General features: G+C 70.3%; 20 protein-coding genes. 14 read left to right on the top strand and 6 right to left on the bottom strand.

The window, feature by feature from the left end:
* Window positions 1-43: 43 nt before the first annotated feature.
* Window positions 44-2473: an MMPL family transporter gene (locus tag IEY86_RS06040; RefSeq protein WP_189130625.1), complete on the top strand. Its 2430-nt coding sequence runs from the start codon at window positions 44-46 to the stop codon at window positions 2471-2473.
* 241 nt (window positions 2474-2714) lie between these two features.
* The gene (locus IEY86_RS06035; RefSeq protein WP_189130471.1) at window positions 2715-3551 is read left to right on the top strand and encodes an NAD(P)H-binding protein; all 837 of its coding nucleotides are present in this window, start codon (window positions 2715-2717) and stop codon (window positions 3549-3551) included.
* A gap of 46 nt (window positions 3552-3597) precedes the next feature.
* Here IEY86_RS06035 and IEY86_RS06030 read toward each other — a convergent pair whose 3' ends face one another.
* Complete coding sequence (locus tag IEY86_RS06030; protein ID WP_189130470.1) at window positions 3598-5178, bottom strand: acyl-CoA mutase large subunit family protein; 1581 nt, start codon at window positions 5176-5178, stop codon at window positions 3598-3600.
* Window positions 5179-5398: 220 nt separating this feature from the next.
* Window positions 5399-7033: a family 20 glycosylhydrolase gene (locus tag IEY86_RS06025; RefSeq protein ID WP_189130469.1), complete on the bottom strand. Its 1635-nt coding sequence runs from the start codon at window positions 7031-7033 to the stop codon at window positions 5399-5401.
* A gap of 84 nt (window positions 7034-7117) precedes the next feature.
* Between IEY86_RS06025 and IEY86_RS06020 the strand changes: the two genes are divergently transcribed.
* From IEY86_RS06020 to IEY86_RS05990, 7 genes are all read left to right on the top strand, one after another.
* The gene (locus tag IEY86_RS06020) at window positions 7118-7804 is read left to right on the top strand and encodes a 2-oxo-4-hydroxy-4-carboxy-5-ureidoimidazoline decarboxylase (RefSeq protein WP_189130468.1); all 687 of its coding nucleotides are present in this window, start codon (window positions 7118-7120) and stop codon (window positions 7802-7804) included.
* Window positions 7805-7845: 41 nt separating this feature from the next.
* Entirely contained in the window at window positions 7846-8340 is a 495-nt protein-coding gene (locus tag IEY86_RS06015) for a MarR family winged helix-turn-helix transcriptional regulator (protein WP_189130467.1), read from the top strand.
* A 218-nt stretch (window positions 8341-8558) separates the two neighbouring features.
* On the top strand, window positions 8559-9527 hold the full coding sequence (locus IEY86_RS06010; protein ID WP_189130466.1) for an EamA family transporter: 969 nt from the start codon (window positions 8559-8561) through the stop codon (window positions 9525-9527).
* Between the two features lie 150 nt (window positions 9528-9677).
* On the top strand, window positions 9678-10085 hold the full coding sequence (sdhC, locus tag IEY86_RS06005; protein WP_189130465.1) for a succinate dehydrogenase, cytochrome b556 subunit: 408 nt from the start codon (window positions 9678-9680) through the stop codon (window positions 10083-10085).
* Window positions 10086-10090: 5 nt separating this feature from the next.
* Window positions 10091-10573, top strand: a complete 483-nt coding sequence (locus IEY86_RS06000; protein ID WP_189130464.1) for a succinate dehydrogenase hydrophobic membrane anchor subunit — start codon at window positions 10091-10093, stop codon at window positions 10571-10573.
* A gap of 26 nt (window positions 10574-10599) precedes the next feature.
* Window positions 10600-12354 carry a succinate dehydrogenase flavoprotein subunit gene (gene sdhA, locus IEY86_RS05995; protein WP_189130463.1) on the top strand — a complete coding sequence of 585 codons (1755 nt, stop codon included), beginning with the start codon at window positions 10600-10602 and terminating at the stop codon, window positions 12352-12354.
* The gene (locus tag IEY86_RS05990; protein WP_189130462.1) at window positions 12354-13118 is read left to right on the top strand and encodes a succinate dehydrogenase iron-sulfur subunit; all 765 of its coding nucleotides are present in this window, start codon (window positions 12354-12356) and stop codon (window positions 13116-13118) included. The genes sdhA and IEY86_RS05990 overlap by 1 nt, the downstream gene beginning before the upstream one ends.
* Before the next feature lie 112 nt (window positions 13119-13230).
* On the opposite strand, the gene IEY86_RS05985 is transcribed toward IEY86_RS05990, so the two are convergent.
* Complete coding sequence (locus tag IEY86_RS05985; protein WP_189130461.1) at window positions 13231-13962, bottom strand: FadR/GntR family transcriptional regulator; 732 nt, start codon at window positions 13960-13962, stop codon at window positions 13231-13233.
* A 161-nt stretch (window positions 13963-14123) separates the two neighbouring features.
* Here IEY86_RS05985 and IEY86_RS05980 point away from each other — a divergent pair, with 161 nt between their 5' ends.
* Window positions 14124-14615 carry a gluconokinase gene (locus IEY86_RS05980; RefSeq protein ID WP_189130624.1) on the top strand — a complete coding sequence of 164 codons (492 nt, stop codon included), beginning with the start codon at window positions 14124-14126 and terminating at the stop codon, window positions 14613-14615.
* 194 nt (window positions 14616-14809) lie between these two features.
* Here the strand turns inward: IEY86_RS05980 and IEY86_RS05975 are convergent, their stop codons facing one another.
* Window positions 14810-16147 carry an NsdA family TPR-like regulatory protein gene (locus tag IEY86_RS05975; RefSeq protein WP_189130460.1) on the bottom strand — a complete coding sequence of 446 codons (1338 nt, stop codon included), beginning with the start codon at window positions 16145-16147 and terminating at the stop codon, window positions 14810-14812.
* Between the two features lie 563 nt (window positions 16148-16710).
* Here IEY86_RS05975 and IEY86_RS05970 point away from each other — a divergent pair.
* The 3 genes from IEY86_RS05970 to IEY86_RS05960 all read left to right on the top strand — a co-directional run bounded on the left by IEY86_RS05970 (window position 16711) and on the right by IEY86_RS05960 (window position 17888).
* Window positions 16711-16911 (top strand): hypothetical protein, encoded by a 201-nt coding sequence (locus IEY86_RS05970; RefSeq protein WP_189130459.1) that lies wholly within the window; start codon window positions 16711-16713, stop codon window positions 16909-16911.
* A 173-nt stretch (window positions 16912-17084) separates the two neighbouring features.
* Window positions 17085-17480, top strand: coding sequence for a helix-turn-helix domain-containing protein (locus IEY86_RS05965; RefSeq protein WP_189130458.1), 396 nt, complete (start codon window positions 17085-17087; stop codon window positions 17478-17480).
* A 249-nt stretch (window positions 17481-17729) separates the two neighbouring features.
* Window positions 17730-17888, top strand: coding sequence for a hypothetical protein (locus IEY86_RS05960; protein ID WP_189130457.1), 159 nt, complete (start codon window positions 17730-17732; stop codon window positions 17886-17888).
* Window positions 17889-17928: 40 nt separating this feature from the next.
* Here the strand turns inward: IEY86_RS05960 and IEY86_RS05955 are convergent, their stop codons facing one another.
* Both IEY86_RS05955 and IEY86_RS05950 read right to left on the bottom strand, forming a co-directional pair.
* A complete protein-coding gene (locus tag IEY86_RS05955; RefSeq protein ID WP_189130623.1) occupies window positions 17929-19272 on the bottom strand; it encodes a polysialyltransferase family glycosyltransferase in 1344 nt (447 codons plus the stop codon).
* Between the two features lie 2 nt (window positions 19273-19274).
* The gene (locus IEY86_RS05950; protein WP_189130456.1) at window positions 19275-20246 is read right to left on the bottom strand and encodes a glycosyltransferase family 2 protein; all 972 of its coding nucleotides are present in this window, start codon (window positions 20244-20246) and stop codon (window positions 19275-19277) included.
* A 257-nt stretch (window positions 20247-20503) separates the two neighbouring features.
* Here IEY86_RS05950 and IEY86_RS05945 point away from each other — a divergent pair, with 257 nt between their 5' ends.
* Entirely contained in the window at window positions 20504-21844 is a 1341-nt protein-coding gene (locus IEY86_RS05945) for a DUF6716 putative glycosyltransferase (RefSeq protein WP_189130455.1), read from the top strand.
* Window positions 21845-21873: the final 29 nt, after the last annotated feature.

The raw sequence follows: 21873 nt of genomic DNA, 5'->3' as shown, positions 1-21873 counted from the left end.
CCATAACGGGTGGACATCGACAGGAGTTGTGACCGTGGCCTCTTTGGCACGCTGGTGCTACCGGCGCAAATGGGTGGTGATCCTGCTCTGGCTCCTCGCCTTCGTGCTCCTGGGGGCCTCCAGCGGGGCCCTGGGTGACAAGTACGCCAACGTCTTCGATCTGAAGGACACCGACTCCTCCAAGGCGCTCAGGCTCATGGAGGACGCGTTCCCGGACGCCTCGGGCGAGCAGGACACGGTGGTCTGGCGGGTCGACAAGGGCAGCGTGCGCGACACCGCCGTCCAGCAGAAGATGACCGCGACGCTGAAGAACGTCGAGAAGGTCGCCGACGTCGGCGAGATCGCGAGCCCCTACACCAAGGCGGGCGCGCCGCAGATCAGCAAGGACGGCCGGACCGCTTACGCCAGGGTCACCTTCACGAAGATGGGCAACGAGCTCGAGAAGGAGCAGATGCAGGACCTGGTGGACACCGCCAGGGCCGCCGCGGGCGACGGACTGAAGGTCGAGGTCGGGGGCAACGCGGTGCAGCTCGCCGAGGAGCCGCCGCAGCACCTGAGCGAGATGGTCGGCATAGCCGCCGCCGCGATCGTGCTCTTCCTCGCGTTCGGCTCGCTGTTCGGCATGCTCCTGCCGATCGTCACCGCGATCTTCGGCGTCGGTATGGGTGTCTCCTCGATCGTGCTCCTCAGCCACGCCATGGACGTCGCCGATGTCTCCCCGCTGCTGGCCTCGCTGGTCGGCCTCGGTGTCGGCATCGACTACGCCCTGTTCATCGTGACCCGGCACCGCAAGGGCATCCTGCGCGGCCGCACCCCGGAGGACTCCGCCGTGCAGGCGGTCAACACCTCCGGCCGCGCGGTCCTGTTCGCGGGTGGAACGGTCTGCATAGCCCTGCTCGGCATGTTCGCCATGGATCTGACCTTCCTCAACGGAGTCGCGATCGCCGCCGCGCTGACCGTGGTCCTCACCGTGGCCGCCTCGGTCACCCTGCTGCCGGCGATGCTCGGCGTCCTCGGCGTCCGGGTGCTCAGCCGCCGCCAGCGGCGCAAGCTCGCCGCGAACGGTCCGGAGTCCGAGGAGGCGACCGGCGCCGCCGCGCGCTGGTCCACCTTCGTGCAGCGCCACCCGCGGGTGCTGGCGGCCGCGGCGGTCGTGGTCATGCTGGCGCTCGCCGTACCCACGCTCTCGCTGCGCCTCGGCTCCTCGGACCAGGGCAACAACCCCTCGTCCACGACGACCCGCAAGGCCTACGACCTGCTGGGGTCCGGTTTCGGCCCCGGCTTCAACGGGCCCCTCCAGGTGGTCGCCGAGGTCCCGAACGCCGACGCCCGGGCCGCGCTGGACAAGCTGGTCACCGAGGTGACGAAGACCGAGGGCGTCGCCCAGGTCGTGCCCGTCCCGCTCCCGCCGGGCGCGAAGACGGCGATCGTGAACGTGGTGCCCACCACCGACCCGCAGTCCGAGAAGACCTCGAAGCTGGTCGATCGGCTGCGTGACGACGTCATCCCGGCCGCGCAGAAGGGCACCTCGCTCCAGGCGCACGTGGGCGGCCAGACGGCGATCTTCAAGGACTTCGCCACCACCCTCATGGGCAAGCTGCCGCTGTTCATCGGCATCATCGTCGCCCTGGGCTTCGTGCTCCTGCTGATCGCCTTCCGCAGCCTGCTGGTGCCGCTGACCGCGGCGGCCATGAACCTGATCGCGGCCGCGGCCTCGTTCGGTGTGCTGGTGGCGATCTTCCAGTGGGGCTGGGGCGCGGAACTGCTCGGCGCCGGACGGGAGGGCCCCATCGAGGCCTTCCTGCCCGTGATCATGCTGTCCCTTCTGTTCGGCCTGTCGATGGACTACCAGGTGTTCCTGGTCAGCCGGATGCACGAGGAGTGGGTCCACACCCGCGACAACGTCCGCGCCGTGCGGGTGGGCCTGGCCGAGACCACCCGCGTCATCAACTGCGCCGCCGTCATCATGATCTGCGTCTTCGGGGCGTTCCTGCTCAGCGGGCAGCGGGTCATGGCGATGTTCGGCGTGGGCCTGGCCGGCGCGGTCGCGCTGGACGCGTTCATCCTGCGTACGGTCCTCGTCCCCTCGCTCATGCACATGTTCGGCAAGTCCAACTGGTGGCTGCCGACGTGGCTGGACAAGCGCCTGCCGCACTTCGCGGTCGAGCCCGCCGAGGACTCCGCCGCCGACGTGCCCCTGCCCGCGTCCGCCGGGCCGGTGATCAGCGGCACGGTCCGTGACTCCGAGGGCGCCCCGGTCGCGGGAGCGGCCCTGACCCTGGTGTCCTCCGGTGGCCGGCAGCTGGGCAAGGTCGTGGCCGACAAGGCGGGCGGCTATGTGCTGCCCGCCCCGGCCCCGGGCTCGTACGTCCTGGTCGCCACCTCGCCGTCGCTCGGTGCGAAGAGCACCAATGTGTCGGTGGCCGACGGTCCGACCCGCCTGGATCTGGACCTGGACCTGGAGTCCGTCTGATCCGGCGACGCGTCTCGGCCCGGAGGCCTTCGCGATCCGGAGGCATGTGTGATCCGGAAGCCGTTCCGATCGGGCTCCGCCCCGCGTGAAGCGTTCCGGGGGCGGCGCGGTTCGAGTGAACCGCGCCGCCCCCGGCGTCGTTTCCGGTCATGCCCGAGTCGAGTGCGCCATGCTGCCCCCGCGACGCGGAAGCGACCGGCCGGCACGGCAACGGGCAGCACAGAGCGGATAGGGGAACACGATGATCCTGGTGACCGGGGCGACCGGAAACGTCGGCCGTCATGTCGTCCGAGAACTCCTCGAACGCGGCACGCGGGTACGTGTGGTGGCCGAGCACACCGGCGCACTCGAGGGAGTGGACGGGGTCGAGGCCGTCCAGGGCGACCTGACGGACCCGGACACCCAGGCCGCGGTGGTCGAGGGGGCCGAAGCCCTCTTCCTCATGGCGATCCCCGGCACCGCTGAAGGGGTGAGCGCCGCGGCGAAGAGCGCCGGGGTCGAGCGGATCGTCGTCCTCTCCTCCCTCACCGCCGACGAGGACGCCGTCGGGCAGTCCAGCGCGATCGGCGCCTTCCACCGCGGCATCGAGAAGGCGGTGGAGGACTCGGGTGTGCACTGGACGCATCTGCGCCCCAACCTGCTGGCCTCCAACGCCCTGCTGTGGGCGCCCGCGATCCGCGCCGACCGCATGGTGCACTGGCCCTTCGCCCGGGCGGCGACCTCGCCGGTCCACGAGAAGGACATCGCGGCCGTCGCCGTCGAGGCGCTTGTCACCGGCGACCACCTCGACACGGTGTACCCGCTGACCGGTCCGCAGTCGCTGACCCAGGCCGAGCAGGCCCGCCTGATCGGCGAGGCGATCGGCGCGGAGGTCGGCTTCGACGAGCTGCCCGAGGACGTCGCCCGCACGGTGATGACCCGGATGATCCCCGCCGACGCCGTGGACGCGGTGCTGCGCTTCCTCGCCCGGTCGGTCGGGAAGGAGGCCGTGGTCCTGCCCACGGTGGAACAGGTGACGGGCCGCCCCGGCCGTGCCTTCGCGCAGTGGGCGGCCGAGAACGCCGACGCCTTCCGCTGACGAACGGCCCCGGCCCGGGACTTTTCAAGGTCGGCGGGACCGGCGCCTAGAAGGCGTCGGCCGGCACGTAGGACCCCCACACCTCTCGCAGCGCGTCGCACACCTCGCCGACGGTGGCGCGCGCCGCGAGGGCGGCCTTCATCGGGTACAGGACGTTGTCCGTGCCCGCGGCGGCCTTCCTCAGATCCTCGAGCGCCGAGTCCACCGCCCGCTGGTCGCGCTCCGCGCGCAGCTTCGCCAGCCGTTCGGCCTGCCGCGCCTCGATCGACGGATCGACGCGCAGCGGCTCGTACGGCTCCTCCTCGTCGAGGGCGAAGCGGTTGACACCGACGACGACCCGCTCGCCGGAGTCGGTCTCCTGGGCGATGCGGTAGGCGCTGCGCTCGATCTCGTTCTTCTGGTAGCCGTGCTCGATGGCGTTGACCGCGCCACCGAGGTCCTCCACCTTCGCCATCAGCCCGACGGCCGCCGCCTCGACGTCGTCGGTCATCGTCTCGACGACGTACGAGCCCGCGAACGGGTCGGCGGTGGCGGTGACATCGGTCTCGTGGGCCAGCACCTGCTGGGTGCGCAGGGCCAGCCGCGCCGACTTGTCGGTGGGCAGGGCGATGGCCTCGTCGAAGGAGTTGGTGTGCAGGGACTGCGTGCCGCCGAGCACGGCGGCGAGGCCCTGGACGGCGACGCGGACGAGGTTGACCTCGGGCTGCTGGGCGGTCAGCTGCACCCCCGCGGTCTGCGTGTGGAAGCGCAGCATCAGCGACCTGGGGTTCTTCGCGCCGAACTCCTCCTTCATCACCCGCGCCCAGATCCGGCGAGCGGCACGGAACTTGGCGACCTCCTCGAGGATCGTGGTGCGCGAGACGAAGAAGAACGACAGGCGGGGCGCGAAGTCGTCCACGTCCATGCCCGCCGCCACGGCGGTGCGCACGTACTCGATCCCGTTGGCGAGGGTGAACGCGATCTCCTGCGCGGGCGAGGCCCCGGCCTCGGCCATGTGGTAGCCGGAGATCGAGATGGTGTTCCACTTGGGGATCTCGGCCCGGCAGTACTGGAATATGTCCGCGATCAGCCGAAGGCTGGGCCTGGGCGGGAAGATGTACGTGCCGCGGGCGATGTACTCCTTGAGCACGTCGTTCTGGATGGTGCCGGTGAGCCTGTCGGCGGGGACGCCCTGCTCCTGCGCGACGAGCTGGTAGAGCAGCAGGAGGAGCGCCGCCGGGGCGTTGATCGTCATCGATGTGGAGACCCGGTCCAGCGGGATGCCGCCGAAAAGGATCCGCATGTCGTCGACGGAGTCGATGGCGACCCCCACCTTGCCGACCTCGCCGTGGGCGATGGGCGCGTCCGAGTCGTGCCCCATCTGGGTCGGCAGGTCGAAGGCGACCGACAGGCCCATGGTGCCGTCGGCGATCAGCTGCTTGTACCGGGCGTTGGACTCCACCGCCGTGCCGAAGCCCGCGTACTGGCGCATGGTCCAGGGGCGGCCGGTGTACATCGACGGGTGGACGCCCCGCGTGAAGGGGTACTGCCCGGGCTCGCCCAGCTTCTCGTCCGGGTCCCAGCCGGCGAGCGCGTCGGGTCCGTAGACCGGCTCGATGGGCAGTCCTGACTCCGACCGGCGTGTCATGGCTGAGAGGCCTCCGCTCGTCGTGCCGTGCCTGCCTGCGGGTACGGCTGCCTGTCCTGCGCCTGTGGTCGGCCACGGCCCGCGGTGGCGCTCGCGGGGCGTGCGGACCGGGAGGCCGGGACCTTCCTCACAGTGTGACGCGGGTCGGCGAGGCCGTGCTCGACCGGAGGCGATCGACACGCGGCCGTACCGGTCGCGCCCCCTTGGCGCAAGCTCGGGTCTACTGCCCGACCCGGTCGGCGAGCCGGGTGAACGAGGCCCAGGACTGCGTCGGCTTCCCGGGGTCCCACAGGCGCTGGGCGAGCGCGGCCAGCGGCAGGCGGATACCGCGGGCGACCTGGTCCTGGGTCTGCGCCTGCGCCCGGTCGCACCAGACGGCGAGGCGGGCGCCGAGGACCTTGCCGGGCCCCTCGGGGACCGGGCGGGTGCCGCGCAGCACGGTGGGCGACCACTCCCGGTAGATGCGCTCGCCGGTCGGGTAGCGGAAGTCGTTGGGCTGGCCGAGCACGTAGTAGAGGTACTCGTCGTTGAGGTTGACCAGGTCCCGGCCCTCGCGCAGGAAGGCGCCCGGATCGCGCCGGCCCGCCTCCCGGCCGGTCCAGTACTCGATCTGGCGGTCGTCGCGGGCGGAGACCCGGGGGCCGGCGCGGACCCCGTCGTTCCATGCCTTGGGGGTCTTGCCGAGCCTCCTGACGGTGTCCGCGCGGTCGTTGAGCCAGCCGGTGGCGGCGTCCGAGACGGTGGCGCCGGGGCCGAAGCGCGCGCGGGCATGGGCGGCGAGGCCCGGATACCGCAGTTCGGGGTTGCTGCTCATCAGCGCCGCGTACTCGTCGCCGCCGATGTGGAAGTAGCCGCCGGGGAACAGCTTCGCGTACTCGCGGTAGAGGTCGTCGACGATCCTGGCGGCCTCGGGCCTGGAGATGTCCACGGCTCCGCGCACGGGGGTGCCGGAGGCGGTGCGGAGCTGGATCCCGGGGTGGGCCGCGAGCACGGCGCCGAGGTGGCCGGGGCTGTCGATCTCGGGGATGACGGTGACATGGCGGGACGCGGCCAGGGCGACGATCTCGCGGACGTCGGCCTTGCTGAGGTGGTCGCGGGAGACGACCTCGGGGTGGCCGGTGCTCTCGACCCGGAACCCCTGGTCGTCGGAGATGTGCAGATGGAGCTCGTTGAGCTTGAGGTCGCCCAGCTCGCGGACGCGGGCCTCGATCCAGTCCTTGGTGAAGTGCTTGCGCGCGATGTCCAGGGTCAGGCCGCGCTGCGGCCGGTCCGGACGGTCGTCGGCGACCCCGGAAGGGACGTAGCCGCGGGCGCGCACGGACTGGAGCGCGGTCCTGGTGCCGTAGAAGACGCCGGTGTCGGTGCTCGCGGCGATGGCCAGGCGGGTGCCGCGGCTGTCGAGCCGGTAGCCCTCCGGGGCGGGGCCCTTGCCGAGGGCCAGCAGGACATCGCCGGAGTGGGCGTCGTGTGCGGTGCCACGCACTGCGGGAACGTTTCTGTGCAGCTTGCCGCCGAGTTCCTTCGCGAACAGCCGCGCCTCGTCCACGAGTGAGGCGTCCGTCGCGACGACCCGGGTGCCCGAGCGCGGCCACCAGCCCTCGCCCGAGGCGGGGTGGAACGAGCGCACGGCCGGGATCGAGGGCAGCGCGGCCGTGCCCGGAGGCAGGGCAGGAGTGGTCGGGCGCGGCTGCGGGTCCCCGGCGGACGCCGTCGAATGCGTCGGCGAGGAAGCCGCGCCCGTGGAGGCCTTCGGCGAGGACGGCTCCGGCGAGGCGCCGTGCGAGGCGTCGCAGGCGGTGCCGCCCACAGCGAGGACCCCGCACAGCACGACGGCATGCACAGCTTTTCGTCCCATAACTCCGACTTTATGGTAATCAGATAAAGCTACTCGATAGTATGAATGAGGCATCACGGTGATCCGGAAGGGGGCGCTCTGTCAATGCGTTTGCGCCACGCCCACCTGCGGGTGACCCTGGCCCAGCGACGCCCTCACCGGCGCGAAGCGCCGACTACAGTGGCCCCGCCAGAGGCGACAACGCCGCCAACTCACCATCCGGCCCCGGAGGTTCCGCTGCTCAGCGAGTCACCGCAGGCTCCGGCCCCCGCATCCGGGCTCACACGCTTCAACGCCGCTCTGCCGAGCTCCGTCGAGGGCGCCCTGATCGCCTGCTGCGGCAGCAGGCGATGGGCCGCACGGATCGCGCTCCACCGCCCCTACCCCGACGTGGCCTCCCTGCTCGCCGCCGCGAGCGAGGCCTCCTACGACCTGTCGCCCACCGACCTCGCCGAAGCGCTCGCGGACGAGAGCGGTGTGCGGCAGCCGCTGCCCGGCCTTCGCGCTCCCGGCAGCACGGCCGCGCACACCGCGTTGCAGGCGGCGCACGCGGCCTATGAGCGCAAGTTCGGGCATGTCTTCGTCGTCTGCCTGGACGGATGCCGCCCCGAGGAGATGCTCGACCGGGTCCTCAGCGCGGTGCGGACCCGCCTGGACAACGACCCGGAGGAGGAGCGCCTGGTCGCGGCCGAGGAACTGCGCAGGACCGCGCTCGCCCGGCTGGAGCACCTGGTGGCCGACCACACGGAGACGGGCGGCGGCGCGGGGATCCGTCCGGCGCTGCGCGGCTGATCGAGCCGGAATCCCTGGGCCGTCCGGGTACTCTCCGCGTCATGCACGACGCAGAGGACGACGACGTTGAGCGCATCATGGCGCAGTGGCGCCGGGAGCGCCCCGACCTCGACCCCTCGGGCATGGGTGTCTTCGGGCGGATCAGCAGGATCGCCAAGAAGAACGATGATGTGAAGACGGCCGTCTTCGCCGAGTTCGGCATCCAGCGCGGAGAGTTCGACGTCCTTGCCACGCTGCGCCGGGCGGGGGAGCCGTACCGGCTCAACCCCCGGCAGATCTCCGGCTCCCTCATGGTGACCAGCGGTGGCCTGACGCCGCGGCTGACCCGTCTCGAGCAGGCGGGGCTGGTCATGCGTGAGGCCGACCCGGACGACCGGCGCGGCCTGCTGGTGCGGCTCACCCCCGAGGGCCTGGACCTGGTCAACCGGGCGGTGGAGGCCAGCGTCTCCATCGAGCACGAGATGCTGAAGCCCTTCTCCGCCGAGCAGCGCGAGCGCATCGCTGAACTGCTCGGGCTGCTGGACCGCTCGATCTAGTCCTCGATCCCCACAGCGCCGCGATCCACAGCGCGCGATCCACGGCGCCGCGATCCACCGCGCCTCGACCCCCGGCCGTGAGCCTGCGGGCCGCATCGTTCGGCACCCCGGATTCCGCCGCCGAGGGGTGGACGGAGCCGACGCGGCAAGATAGCTTTGAGAAAAGATACTTTTAGCAAAGCTATTGCCATGCAAAGAGCCACCGCCGGGGGACCACCATGCGCACGACCGTCGCGGCCACCGCCGCCGCCCCGCTGATGTGGGGGAGCACCTACGCCGTCACCACCGAGCTCCTCCCCGCCGACCGCCCCTTCCTCCACGGCCTGCTGCGCGCCCTGCCCGCGGGACTGGTCCTGCTCGCCCTCACCCGCGCACTTCCCAGCGGCCGCTGGTGGTGGCGGGCCGCCGTCCTCGGCACCCTCAACATCGGCGCCTTCTTCCCACTGCTGTTCATCGCCGCCACCCGCCTGCCGGGCGGTATCGCCGCGGTGCTCGGCTCCATCGGGCCGCTGCTCGCGATCGGCTTCTCCCGCCTCCTGCTCGGCGAGCGGATCCGCCTGCTCCCCGTGGCCTCCGGGGCCGTCGGAGTGGCGGGCGTCACCCTCATCGTCAGCGGGAGCACCGGCCGGCTCGACCCGGTCGGCGTCGCCGCGGGACTGGCCGCCCCCGGCTCGATGGTCCTGGGCACGGTGATGGCCAAGCGCTGGGGCCGCCCGGAGGGCCTTGCCCCCGGAGCGCTCGGCGGCCTCGCCTTCACCGGCTGGCAGCTCACCGTCGGCGGGCTGATCCTGCTCCCGGTGGCGTTCGCGGCCGAGGGCGTGCCCCCCGCGTTCACCGGCGTGAACGTGATGGGCTACGTCTACCTCGGGGGCTTCGGTACCGCATTGGCCTATTTCCTGTGGTTCCGCGGGATAGAACGGCTGGCCGCCGCGCCAGTGACGTTTCTCTCCCTGCTGAGCCCCGTCTCGGCCATGGCCATCGGCTGGGCGGCGCTCGGCCAGAGCCTGTCCCCGGTGCAGGTCGCCGGAGCGGTGCTGGCTCTCGGCGGCACGGTCGCCGGTCAGCTGATTCCGGGGAGAGCCCGCAACGGCAAGGGAGCCAAGGGAGACAAGGGCTCCGCCGGCGCCCCGACCGGTCCCCTCACCGCCGAGCCCGCCGCTGCCTGCGGCGAGACCCGGGCGGCGTGAGCGGGCCTCGGGGCACGTTAGGCCAGCAGTGCGGGTTTGATCACAGCAGGCCCACCCCGGGACCATGCACCGACACGGCGTCGCTACGATGGCCAGGGCCGGTGGACCGTAACCCGGCCGGGCCCGACCGACAGTGAAGCCGGCAGGCCCTTGTCCCCGCATTCGGAGGGTGTTTCCGTGCCGGCTGGAACGCTGTACCGCGGCCGGGAAGGAATGTGGTCATGGGTGGCTCATCGAGTCACCGGCGTCACCATCTTCTTCTTCCTGTTCGTGCACGTCCTCGACACCGCGCTCGTCCGGGTCTCCCCGGAGGCCTACGACGACGTCGTCGCGACCTACAAAGCCCCGATCGTCTCCCTTCTGGAGTACGGGCTCGTCGCCGCCGTCCTGTTCCACGCGCTCAACGGCCTCCGTGTGATCGCTGTCGACTTCTGGGCCAAGGGCCCCAAGTACCAGCGTCAGATGCTCTGGACCGTCGTCGGCGTCTGGGTCGTCCTGATGGCCGGTGCCGCCTACCCGGTCCTCAACCACGCCGCGCGCGTCCTGTTCGGGAGCTGACGAACATGTCCACCGAGACCTCCCCCACCTCGTCGGTCGAGATGACCTCCTCCAGCGCGGCCCACAGCCCGGACAACCCGGCTCCGGTCATTCAGCCGCCCCGGGCCCGCACCGGGCGCGCCCCGCGCAGCACCCGCACGAACTTCGAGATGTACGGCTGGCTGTTCATGCGCCTGTCCGGCATCGTCCTGGTGGTGCTGGTCCTGGGCCACCTGGTGATCCAGCTCGTCCTCGACGGAGGAGTCTCCCGCATCGGCTTCGCCTTCGTGGCCGGCCGGTGGGCATCCCCGTTCTGGCAGTTCTGGGACCTGCTGATGCTGTGGCTCGCCATGCTCCACGGCGCCAACGGCATGCGCACGATCATCAACGACTACTCGGAGCGGGACAACACCCGGTTCTGGCTCAAGATGGTGCTCTACACCGCCACGGTGTTCACCGTCTTGCTGGGCACGCTGGTGATCTTCACCTTCGACCCGAACATCCGCTAGACCGGGGCCGGACAGGGACGAGACTCATGCAGATTCACAAGTACGACACCGTCATCGTCGGCGCCGGCGGCGCCGGTATGCGCGCGGCCATCGAGTCGACCAAGCGCAGCCGCACCGCCGTACTGACGAAGCTCTACCCCACCCGCTCCCACACCGGCGCCGCCCAGGGCGGCATGGCCGCGGCCCTGGCGAACGTCGAGGAGGACAACTGGGAGTGGCACACCTTCGACACGGTCAAGGGCGGTGACTACCTGGTCGACCAGGACGCCGCCGAGATCCTGGCGAAGGAGGCCATCGACTCGGTCCTCGACCTGGAGAAGATGGGCCTGCCGTTCAACCGCACGCCCGAGGGCCGCATCGACCAGCGCCGCTTCGGCGGGCACACCCGCAACCACGGCGAGGCCGCCGTGCGCCGGTCCTGCTACGCCTCGGACCGCACCGGCCACATGATCCTCCAGACGCTGTACCAGGCCTGCGTCAAGGAGGGTGTGGAGTTCTTCAACGAGTTCTACGTCCTCGACCTGCTCCTCAACGAGGTCGACGGGGTCAAGCGCGCCTCTGGCGTCGTGGCGTACGAACTGGCCACCGGCGAGATCCACGTCTTCCAGGCCAAGGCGATCGTCTTCGCCTCCGGCGGCACCGGCAAGTTCTTCAAGGTGTCCTCGAACGCGCACACCCTCACCGGTGACGGCCAGGCGCTGGTCTACCGGCGCGGCCTGCCGCTGGAGGACATGGAGTTCTTCCAGTTCCACCCGACCGGCATCTGGCGCATGGGCATCCTGCTCACCGAGGGCGCCCGCGGCGAGGGCGGGATCCTGCGCAACAAGGACGGCGAGCGCTTCATGGAGCGCTACGCCCCCACCATCAAGGACCTGGCCCCGCGCGACATGGTCTCCCGCGCGATCTACACCGAGATCCGCGAGGGCCGCGGCTGCGGCCCCGACGGCGACCATGTGATGCTGGACCTGACCCACCTGCCCCCGGAGCAGCTGGACGCCAAGCTCCCGGACATCACCGAGTTCGCGCGCACCTACCTCGGCATCGAGCCCTACACCGACCCGATCCCGATCCAGCCGACCGCGCACTACGCCATGGGCGGCATCCCGACCAACGTCAAGGGCGAGGTGCTGCTGGACAACACCACCGTCATCCCCGGCCTGTACGCGGCCGGCGAGGTCGCGTGCGTGTCCGTCCACGGCGCCAACCGCCTCGGCACCAACTCCCTGCTCGACATCAACGTCTTCGGTCGGCGCGCGGGCATCGCCGCCGCCGAGTACGCCGCCAAGCACGACTACGTCGAGCTGCCGGAGCGGCCGGAGTCCCTGGTCGTGGAGCTGATCGAGGGCCTTCGCGAGGGCGCGGGCACCGAGCGGGCGTCCGACATCCGCGGCGCGCTTCAGCTGACCATGGACACCAACGCCATGGTCTACCGCACCGAGCAGACCCTCAAGCAGGCCGTCGAGGACATCGCCGAGCTCAAGCGCCGCTACAAGAACGTGTCGGTGCAGGACAAGGGCAGGCGGTACAACACCGACCTGCTCGAGGCCGTGGAGCTGGGCAACCTGCTGGACCTCGCCGAGGTCCTGGCCGTGTCCGCGCTGGCGCGCAAGGAGTCCCGCGGCGGTCACTACCGCGAGGACTACCCGACGCGCGACGACGTCAACTTCATGCGGCACACCATGGCGTACCGCGAGGTGGGCGACGACGGCACCGAGTCCATCCGCCTCGACTACAAGCCGGTCGTGCAGACCCGCTACCAGCCGATGGAGCGTAAGTACTGATGAGCACCGCAACGGTCGAGACGCCGCCGCAGGACGCCGTCCCCGCAGCCTCGCACCTGATCACCGTCACCTTCCGCCTGCGCCGGTTCAACCCGGAGGTCTCCGCGGAGGCCGCCTGGGTGGACTATCCGCTGGAGATCGACCCGAAGGAGCGCGTCCTCGACGCCCTCCACAAGATCAAGTGGGAGATCGACGGAACCCTGACGTTCCGCCGGTCCTGCGCCCACGGCATCTGCGGGTCGGACGCGATGCGCATCAACGGCCGCAACCGGCTGGCGTGCAAGACGCTGATCAAGGACATCAACCCCGAGAAGCCGATCACCGTCGAGCCCATAAAGGGCCTCGCGGTGCTCAAGGACCTCGTGGTCGACATGGAGCCGTTCTTCCAGGCGTACCGGGACGTCATGCCGTTCCTGATCACCACGGGCAACGAGCCCACGCGCGAGCGCCTTCAGTCCCCCGAGGACCGCGAGCGCTTCGACGACACCACCAAGTGCATCCTGTGCGCGGCGTGCACCACGTCGTGCCCGGTGTTCTGGAACGACGGGCAGTACTTCGGCCCGGCGGCGATCGTCAACGCGCACCGCTTCATCTTCGACTCGCGTGACGAGGGCGGGGAGCAGCGGCTGGAGATCCTCAACGAGAAGGACGGTGTGTGGCGCTGCCGCACCACGTTCAACTGCACCGACGCGTGCCCGCGCGGCATCGAGGTGACCAAGGCGATCCAGGAGGTCAAGCGGGCGCTGATCACGCGCCGCTTCTGACCCCCCGCGCGCATCTCGGGCACCGAAGCACCGCGCACCGCCGGCGGCCCCGGACCGACGTCTTCCGACTCGGTCCGGGGCCGCGGGCCTCGCTGTTGTGAGGGCGACGCGTTCAGGGTGCCGCAGGGGTGTCCGCGGGCGAGCCCGGGGCGAGGATGTCGAGCTCCTTCATCGCACCCGCCACGATCTCGCGCATCTCGCGCTCGGCGGCCTCGGCGTCGCGGGCGCGGACGGCGTCGGCGACGCGGATGTGCGGGGTGACCGCGGCGGGATCGGGCTCGGTGAACATCACCTGGTGCTCGGTGCGGCCGGTGAGGACCTCGGCCACCACATCGCCGAGGCGCGCGAACATCTCATTGCCCGAGGAATCCAGGACGAGCCGGTGGAAGGCGATGTCGGGCATGAGGTAGTCCCGCGGGGTGCCACCGCGGGCGGCCGAGGCCATCTCCAGGGCCAGGCCGGTCAGCCGGGCGCACTGGTCGGCCGTGGCGGCGGTGGCGGCCAGGCCGGCCGCGACGGGCTCGACGGCCGAGCGCAGCACGGTCAGGGACCGCAGCTGGCGCGGCCGGTCGGGGCCCGCGAGACGCCAGCGGATGACATAGGGGTCGAAGACGTTCCACTGCTCCGGTGGCCGAACGGTCACGCCCACCCGCCGCTTGGACTCCACCAGGCCGATCGACTCGAGCACCCGAACGGCCTCGCGGACGACGGTCCGTGACACCCTGAAGCGCGCTTCCAGCTCGTCGATCCGCAGCACGGTGCCCGTCGGGCTCTCGCCCGAGGTGATGGATGGCCCGAGGCTCGCCAGGACCCGGGCATGCAGTCCGCGGCCGTGGGTATCCATGGCTGTCCCCGTTCTTCCGATCGTCCGGACCAGCCTATGCGGTGCGCCCCCTGCCAAAGTCATATGACTTTTGTTTGCAGTTCTGGAGTAAGTAGTACCTTTCGCGTTCAGTGGTCCCATCGTCAACGAGACAGGACAGCGAAGTGCACACGATCGTCGTCATGGGCGTGTCCGGCACGGGCAAGACAACCGTCGGCCGGCTCCTCGCCGACAGGCTCGGCGTCCCCTACGCCGAGGCGGACGACTTCCACCCCCCGGCCAACATCGCCAAGATGGCCGCCGGCATGCCCCTCGACGACGCCGACCGCGAACCCTGGCTGCGGGCCATAGGGGAGTGGGCGGCGGGCCACCGGGACCGGGGCGGAGTCGTGAGCTGCTCGGCCCTCAAGCGGCGCTACCGCGACCGGCTCAGGGCGGACGACCCGGACCTGTTCTTCCTCCATCTGAGCGGTGAACCCGCGCTGGTCGCCCGGCGACTCGACGAGCGCAAGGGGCACTTCATGCCGAAGGCCATGCTCGACTCCCAGCTCGCGGCTCTCGAGCCGCTGGGCGAGGACGAGGCGGGCATGGCGACGGATGTCACCGCCTCCCCGCAGGACATCACCGAGCGGGCCGTCGCAGCCCTGCGGCGCCGCACTGGACCCGGGCAGTGACGGAGAACGAGATGGGGAACGGCCCGGGCGGGGCCTCCTGTGTCAAGTGTCGTTGGACACCCCTTACGGCGTGGAACGCGTCTGTGCTGGTCACAGCCTTGTCGGAGGTAGCCGGACGTACGTCAGCCCCGGCGTGATGTCCATGCCGGGGCTGTCCGCGGTGCTCGTGCGCCTACGCTGCTGCGATTCGGCGGTCAAGCCATAAGTGCGGCGGGAGTGACGAGCCGGGCGCGCTCGTGGAGCTCCCGCACGGCACGGTTCTTGAGATGCGGCCGGATCAGTTTGAACAGGGCGCGCATGCGCTCATCGGCGCGTCCGGACTGGATGAGCGGATAATCGTCCAACGCCTTGTGCCATGTGGCGCATGCCGCGTCCAAGAGCCCGATATTCAGTTGACGCTCGGCAAGAATGGCGCGCTCCTTGACCCGGGTGCGCCTATAGACGTCATAACGCAGCCTGTCCGACTGCTGCATTGCTTCAACGGCGCCGCGCGTGTCGCCCATTTCAAAGCGTACTTGACTGGTGTGGTAATGCAAGGCTGCCGGGTCATAGGAGCCGAATGCCTTCTCTCGGGACTCCGCCTTTTCCATAGCCACTTCGGCTTCCCGCAAGTATGTAAGTGCCTGGTTCCGGTTACCTGTCTGAGCGGCGGCGTGCGCCTGCTGCCCGGCAAGGAATGCCCGCATGCGCGGCCCGGCTTGCGGAGACGCAGCGGCAGCGGCATCGGCAAGACGCAGAGCCTCACGGCTGTGCCGCAAATCCACAGCCTGAACGCTCATCCCTCGCAGCGTCGTGCAGTACGTCAGGTGATCGTCGGCCGCTCCGGCGAGTTGCAGCGCCTTGAGGTAGTACAGCTGCGCCAAACCGTGCACGCCTTCATCTACGGCCATGTATCCGGTGAGGTAACAGAGGTCAGAGGCGGCCGACATCATCGCTTTGCGTGCCGGTTCGGAGGCTTCGGCTCGCAGGTACGGGGCGACGGTGTTCACCAGGAACGCTGCCGCCATCGGGCGTGCGTGGCGTCCCCCGAATTGGTCGTCAAGTTCCGAGATGCGTTCGGTCATCGCAATGACCATATCGACCTCGGGCATTCCTATGCGCTGCACCTGCCCCGATTGGACGGCTTCCATTCGGCCAACAACGCCTTGCCAACCTGGAATCGTCAGTGCGACAGAGAAAAGGGTGGCGCCTACCACGCTGCGGCGTGAAGGGTCCATATCCTGCCTGCCGAGATCAATTAAACCTTCAACGGTGCCGGGCGTGGCAGCCGAGCCGTCGGCGGGTGATGCGAACCAAGCCTCGGCGTGCGTGATCGGGCGGCCCAGCCTGCGCGCCAGGGCCTCGACGATCAGCGGGCGCACTGCTTCTTTCGGCACGTGCCCCTTGAGCCACTGATGCGCGGACGGCTCGCGGTACGTCAGCGGCGTTCCATGTTCGGTACCGATGCGGTTCACGGCCTGAACGAACTGCCGCAGCGTCCAACCAGTTTCGCGGTACAGCCGCTCAAGGCCCTGGTTCGGCTCCCTGCCCACTGCTCCTCAACTCCCCGCCATGTACGCGCGTTTAAAGCTTTTAAAGACTGCTGCCCTCACAACGGTACCGCCGTCCGTAGTGACGCGGTTGCCTTGAGTGAAGACCTCAGTCTCACGCGGCACAGACACCGCGAGGCTGACGCGGGCAACTCAAGACCCCGGCGACCGTGCGACCGGTCCCGGGGCGTGGCCACCAGCACAAGGAGCTGATGACGGATGGACTGTATCCGGCGAGTCCTCGAGTGGGTCAAGGCGGTGTTAGGCCGACGTTCCCCGGGTCGGCACCGTTGCTGTCCGGCGACTCGGACGGCCCCCGCGACGCCGATGACGTTGCCCCTGGCGTTGCGGGCGCCCGTAGCCGGGCGACCTCCGCGTGTGGTCGGCTCGCCGTTGGACGGTGATGCGCACGCGATGGTGCGTCCGTACCTGCTCGAGCATGAGCGGCGCGAGGAGCAGCGGCGGCGGCGTTGCCGCCGCACGCTGTTGGTCGCGGCCACGTTGGACATGGCGGCTGTGCGGTGACCGGTCCCGACACGGGCCGGTCCCGGGGCGGGGCGTCGAGTATGACGATGCGGGTGTACACCGTGGACCGGTACGGGTTCGTCAGCGGGCCGGTGACGGTCACCGTTGAGCCCCGTGGGCCGCTCTCCCTTCCGCTGCCGAGCACGCACGCCTGGCCTCCGTGCGGGTGTGTGCGGTGTGCCGACCGGCTCAGCCGGGGCGGGCGCCGCAACGACCTCGGCGTGGTGGTGACCGAGCCGTGAGGCAGCGCTTGTTCATCGCATCCCTGATCGCGTTCTGGGTCGCCGTGCCTGGCGTGCTGGTGGCGCCGGCGGTCCGGAACACCCTCGTTCAGCTCCCGCTCCGGCCGTCGATGGAGGGACAGCGGAGGGCCGGAGCGGGTCACCACCGCACAGCACGTACCGTGGGAGGAATCGTGATCGATGAGGGCCGGATGCAGCCCTCCGAAGCGCTGAGGTACTTCGGACAGGTGGCCCGTCATTTCCGCGACCGCGCGCGACTCACGCACGCGGAGTTGGGGGCGAAGGTGGGCTACGTGGGTGCGCTGGTCGGCCATGTGGAGACCGCCAGACGCATTGCCACGGACGACTACGTGCTGCGGCTGGAGGAGGTGCTGGACGCGGGCGGGCTCCTGGCGGCGGCGCTGCCGATGCTCGAGGAGGAACGGCGCAGAGCTGAGTCGAGGCCGGTGTACGTCTTCGTCGTTGAGGCGTCGGCGCAGAGGTTGCCGGGGGCGATGGCGGCGAAGCTGCTCAGGCGGCTGGCGAGGGGCGCGAGCGCGGCCCAGGACGACCGCCGGGCAGACGAGTAGCCCCCCGACGCCGTCCCCGTGCGCTGCCACACTACGCGGGATCCGCGGTGAGCGGCCTGCTCCCCGTCGCCGAACAGGGCTGGATCAGCGCCTCCGGCCGTACTCGTCCCGCCGTCGAGGACCCCGGTCCCGGCTTCCACGCACTGCGCTGAAAATGGGAGTGACGGAGCTCACGGCCTTGATCGTTCCACGTGCTGAGACAACACCGTGATGCCATGACGCCTGTGGCGGGGGGACGTTGTAGGGAATGTGAGTGCGACCCAGGGCACCCAGGGCGCCGAGAAGCGGCCGCCCGTCCCGACACCTCCTCCGGAACAGCGCTTCAGCTGCCTGCCCGGACTGCTTCTCGCCTACTTCATCCTCGCCGTCATCGCGGTCGGCTGCGTTTCCCAGCAGGTACCGCGATGACGGCGCGAGAGCGCCATGCCCCGGGCAGTCACGCCGGGCCTCACCCGAAGGCGGTCCGCTTGATCGCGCGGGCCCGGCGGGCGACCCGCCGGACCGTTGCGTTGCGCGGGATCATCGCCAATTGCGCGGGCACCGCGCCCGGCAGGGCCAGCGCGGTCAGCCGGCGACGCTTGAAGTAGGGCCAGGTCCGTTCCGTCAGGCTGGACTTGAGGTACTCCACCGCGTCGTCGCGCAGGTGCGGGTACGACTGGGACTGCATGCAGTAGCCCACGGCGGTCAGCAGGTCCGGCAGGTCGCCGACGACCGGCTCGGCCGGGTTCTCCAGGTTGCGCAGGAGGGCGTCGACGACCGTCACCGGCACCCGGTTGCTGTTCTGATAGGGCGCCAGGCGCTCCAGAAGCAGATCGGTGCCGACCCTGGCGACGGGCAGCTCGAAGAAGGTGGACGCGGTCAGCAGCGCCGTGGAGAAGCAGCCGACGACCAGGGCGGGCCGCATCCGCTGGTAGAGCACCTCGGCCAGGACCGGGGTGTCGAGCACGGTCAGCTCGACGTCGAGCTCGGCCGCCTCCTTCTCCAGCGCGCGCGAGTAGCGCACGGGAGCGGTGGGGTGGGGCTTGAAGACGACCCGGCGGTGCCCCTCGCCCGCGGCGCCGCGCAGCATCCGCAGGTGCAGATCCTCCTCCTCGTCCGCGGTGAGGATGCCGAGCGCGGACAGGTACTGGCCGAGCAGGAGAGCCGGGGACTCGATCGCAGCAAGCTCCTCGGCGGCCTCGGACAGCTCGTGCAGGACCTTCAGAAACGGTTCGGCGGGCACGATCTGCGGCTCCACCCCGTACTCGGACAGCAGCAGCGGCCGCAGACCCTCGACCAGGTCGAGGTGGAGCAGGCGGCGGATGCGGGTGTGCACGAGGATGTCGAGCTTGTTGCGGGTCGGCCCGTAGCTCATCAGGCCGTCGGCGTAGACCTCGACCGGACTTTCCGCGAAGCACCGCACGAGCGCGAGGGCCGGCTCGACCTGGATGGACTCCACGATCAGCTCGACCGGGCGGTCGCCCAGGCCCCACAGCAGGCGCAGATGACGTTCCCACAGGGGCACGTCGTCGCCGCGCGGCGACCAGTCGCCGGGGTGGAACGGGTCGATGGCCTCGTTCCAGCTCACCACGTCGTCGAACCGGCCGCGCACCACCGCGAAACCGGGCATGTCGGTCAGCGATGGGGTGGTCTCGGGAATGGCCGCGTTGTTGCTCACCACCAGCAGGCGGCGGTCGGCTGGGGTGAAGCGGTCGGCGTCGACGGCGGCGGCGAGCGTGGCCGCGCCGTAGAGCGTCGAGGCGAGGAAGATCTGCGTCTTCTCGGTGGTCCCGGAGGCGTTGTCGGCGGTCATGGTCACGCGGCCGCCTTCACGGGACGGCGGCGCAGGCGGCGCAGGCGGATGCTGCGTTGATGGTCCATGGAGTCCAGGGCTTCGGTGAGGACCTCTTGCGGCATGCGGCGCAGCGCCTGCGCGCTCATCGACTTCAGCCGCCGGGCGACGGCGGGCTCGAAGCGGTCGATGTTGCTGAGGTGGTGGTTGATGATCGCGCAGTAGGTGCGCACGGCCTTGGGCATCAGCCGGTCGGCCTCCGGGTCCTTGGCCACGTCGTCGAGGACCTGGTCGAATGAGCGGATGAACGCCAGCTGCCGCTCGTCGCCGATCTGCGTCAGCGAGGTGGCGACGGCACGCCGGTAGAAGATGCCGAACAGGCCGACGACGGCGAACGACTCGGCCTCGCGGTGCAGCCGCCAGATCCACGGGCGGTCCTCGGCGGTGCGCAGCTCGGCGTGGAAGTCGAGCTTTCCGGCCTCGTGCAGGCGCCGGTGGTAGATCCCGGCCCAGGCGTAGGCGTAGTCGACCGAGGTGGTGCGGTCGGCGGGCAGGATCGCCTCGCGCGGGGACAGCTTCTCGTTGCGCCGGCCGTGCGGAACGCGGTGCAGGGTGCGCTTGCGGCCGGTGCACTGCACATGGTCGGTGCGCACGAAGTCGCAGTCGAGCGTCTCGATGGCGTCGACCAGGTCGGAGAGGTAGCCGGGCCGCAGCCAGTCGTCTCCGTCGAGGAAGGTGATGTAGCGGCCCTGCGCGCTGGCGAGCCCGGTGTTGCGGGCGGCCGCGAGGCCGGCGTTTCGCGGGTGCCGGACGAGGACACTCCCGGGCAGGGTGCGGTGCGCGCGCTCCAGCAGCTCCGGTGTCTCGTCGGCCGAGCAGTCGTCCACAAGGATGAACTCGAAGTCCTTGCGCGCGTTGTCGGCGAGGCTGCGCAGAGTGTCCGGCGCGTACGCCTGGACATTGTAGAAAGGCACGATGACGGAGAGCTTTACCACGGGACTCCTCTTGGTCCGGTCGGACTGGAGGGACGTTAAACGGCCAGCCGTTCTTTTTTCTGGCGGGGTGGGTACATCCCGGTGAACTCCATATGGCGGCGGCGTGAATCCGCCACCAGTTCGATCTTCAAATCACACCGGATAAGGTCGAATGGAAGGCCTCCGACGAGGCACTTCCGCTTATCGCGGTGTGCTGTTCACCGTTTGTACAGATGGCGTTGGGCGTGCCATCGGAATCCATTCCTACAGTCCCCAACGTGCCTGTAAGCCCGGTCAATTCTCAACAACGCAACGAAGTCGTCGTACTTGCCGATTCGGACACCCGATGGAAGTGGGGCTCGCTGATCGCCCAGCAGATCGCCCCTGGAGCAACCCTCCACGGCCGACTGCTGCGTGGACGCGCCACGCCCACCGCGCGCCAGCTCCAGGAAGTGGGTGTCGAACCGGACTCGCTGTACGAGGTGACGGCGGCTCAGTTCTTGAACGAGCAGGTACTGAACGGGCAGGGCACGGGCGAGTCGGTCGTCGGCCGCGGCGTCATCGTCCTCGCGCTCGTCGGCGGAGCCGCGCAGGCCATGCTGCACGGGCTCGCTCACACATGGAACGGCGCCACCCGGCGCCCCGTCGTCGTGACCGGGTACGTCGGCGTCGTCTACGAGAAGCTGACCGACGGCCTCCTGCTGCGCGCGGGAGCCGATGTCGTGCTCGCCAACAGCGCCCATGACGCGGACCGCTTCCGCACCGTGTACGCCGGTGTGGGGGCCGACCCCGACAGCGTCGTCGAGACCGCGCTCCCGTTCCTCGGCGGGGAGCCCTACCGGCCCAGCGACGAACGCCGGTTCACGGTCACCTTCGCCGCCCAGCCCAGCGCCCCCGCCGACCGCCGCGACCGCCTCTACCTGCTGCGCCGGGCCGCCGACCACGCCCGCCGGCACCCCGAGCGCGATGTCCTGGTGAAGCTGCGCAGCAGGCCCGGCGAGCACACCACGCACATCGAGGAGCACCCCTACCAGAAGCTCGTGCGTCGCCTGCCCGAGCAGCCGGACAACCTCCAGCTGGTCTACGGGAACATGGGCGAGGTCCTGGACCGCACCGACCTGTCCGTGACGGTCAGCTCGACCGCCGCCCTGGAGTCGATGCACCGGGGCATCCCCACCGCGATCCTCACCGACCTCGGGGTGCGCGAGGCGCTCGGCAACCACCACTTCATCGGCTCCGGCTGCCTGGCCTCCTGGGACCAGCTCGACGACGGGCACTCGCCGACCGCCGACCCCGGGTGGCTCAGCCGCCAGGGAGTCGCCGTCGAGGGCGACCCCTTCGCCGCCGCCCGTGAGCGTGTGCGCGAGCTGGCCGAGCGGCCCGTCAGCCCACCGCTGCGCACCTGCTACACCCCCGCCACCGCCTCCGGCTACCTGCCCGGGATCCTCGCCCGCCACGGCCTCGACCCCAAGGGCGAACCCCTGCCCGGCGCCGCCGCGGCGGCGGGCCCCGACCGCGACCGCCCCCTGCGCAAGGCGGTACGCGGCAGCGCCCGTTGGGCCTACCGATCCGGCGTCCAGCGCGTGGCGCCGCTGATCAGGCGCCTGGGGGAGCTGTGAGTGGGCGGACCGCGGCTTCGCCGAGTGGG

The organism is Wenjunlia tyrosinilytica (assembly GCF_014646055.1).
GTDB lineage: Bacteria > Actinomycetota > Actinomycetes > Streptomycetales > Streptomycetaceae > Wenjunlia > Wenjunlia tyrosinilytica.
The sequence above is the reverse complement of the archived record's forward strand: the minus strand, read 5'-3'. Positions and strand labels throughout refer to the sequence as shown.

Bases quoted from the DNA above. Each gene is read 5' to 3' on its own strand.
- IEY86_RS06035 (WP_189130471.1), top strand. From the start codon at position 2,715: ATGATCCTGGTGACCGGGGCGACCGGAAACGTCGGCCGTCATGTCGTC.
- IEY86_RS06030 (WP_189130470.1), bottom strand. From the start codon at position 5,178: ATGACACGCCGGTCGGAGTCAGGACTGCCCATCGAGCCGGTCTACGGA.
- IEY86_RS06025 (WP_189130469.1), bottom strand. From the start codon at position 7,033: ATGGGACGAAAAGCTGTGCATGCCGTCGTGCTGTGCGGGGTCCTCGCT.
- IEY86_RS06020 (WP_189130468.1), top strand. From the start codon at position 7,118: ATGCGTTTGCGCCACGCCCACCTGCGGGTGACCCTGGCCCAGCGACGC.
- IEY86_RS06015 (WP_189130467.1), top strand. From the start codon at position 7,846: ATGCACGACGCAGAGGACGACGACGTTGAGCGCATCATGGCGCAGTGG.
- IEY86_RS06010 (WP_189130466.1), top strand. From the start codon at position 8,559: ATGCGCACGACCGTCGCGGCCACCGCCGCCGCCCCGCTGATGTGGGGG.
- IEY86_RS06000 (WP_189130464.1), top strand. From the start codon at position 10,091: ATGTCCACCGAGACCTCCCCCACCTCGTCGGTCGAGATGACCTCCTCC.
- sdhA (WP_189130463.1), top strand. From the start codon at position 10,600: ATGCAGATTCACAAGTACGACACCGTCATCGTCGGCGCCGGCGGCGCC.
- IEY86_RS05990 (WP_189130462.1), top strand. From the start codon at position 12,354: ATGAGCACCGCAACGGTCGAGACGCCGCCGCAGGACGCCGTCCCCGCA.
- IEY86_RS05985 (WP_189130461.1), bottom strand. From the start codon at position 13,962: ATGGATACCCACGGCCGCGGACTGCATGCCCGGGTCCTGGCGAGCCTC.
- IEY86_RS05980 (WP_189130624.1), top strand. From the start codon at position 14,124: ATGGGCGTGTCCGGCACGGGCAAGACAACCGTCGGCCGGCTCCTCGCC.
- IEY86_RS05970 (WP_189130459.1), top strand. From the start codon at position 16,711: ATGACGATGCGGGTGTACACCGTGGACCGGTACGGGTTCGTCAGCGGG.
- IEY86_RS05955 (WP_189130623.1), bottom strand. From the start codon at position 19,272: ATGACCGCCGACAACGCCTCCGGGACCACCGAGAAGACGCAGATCTTC.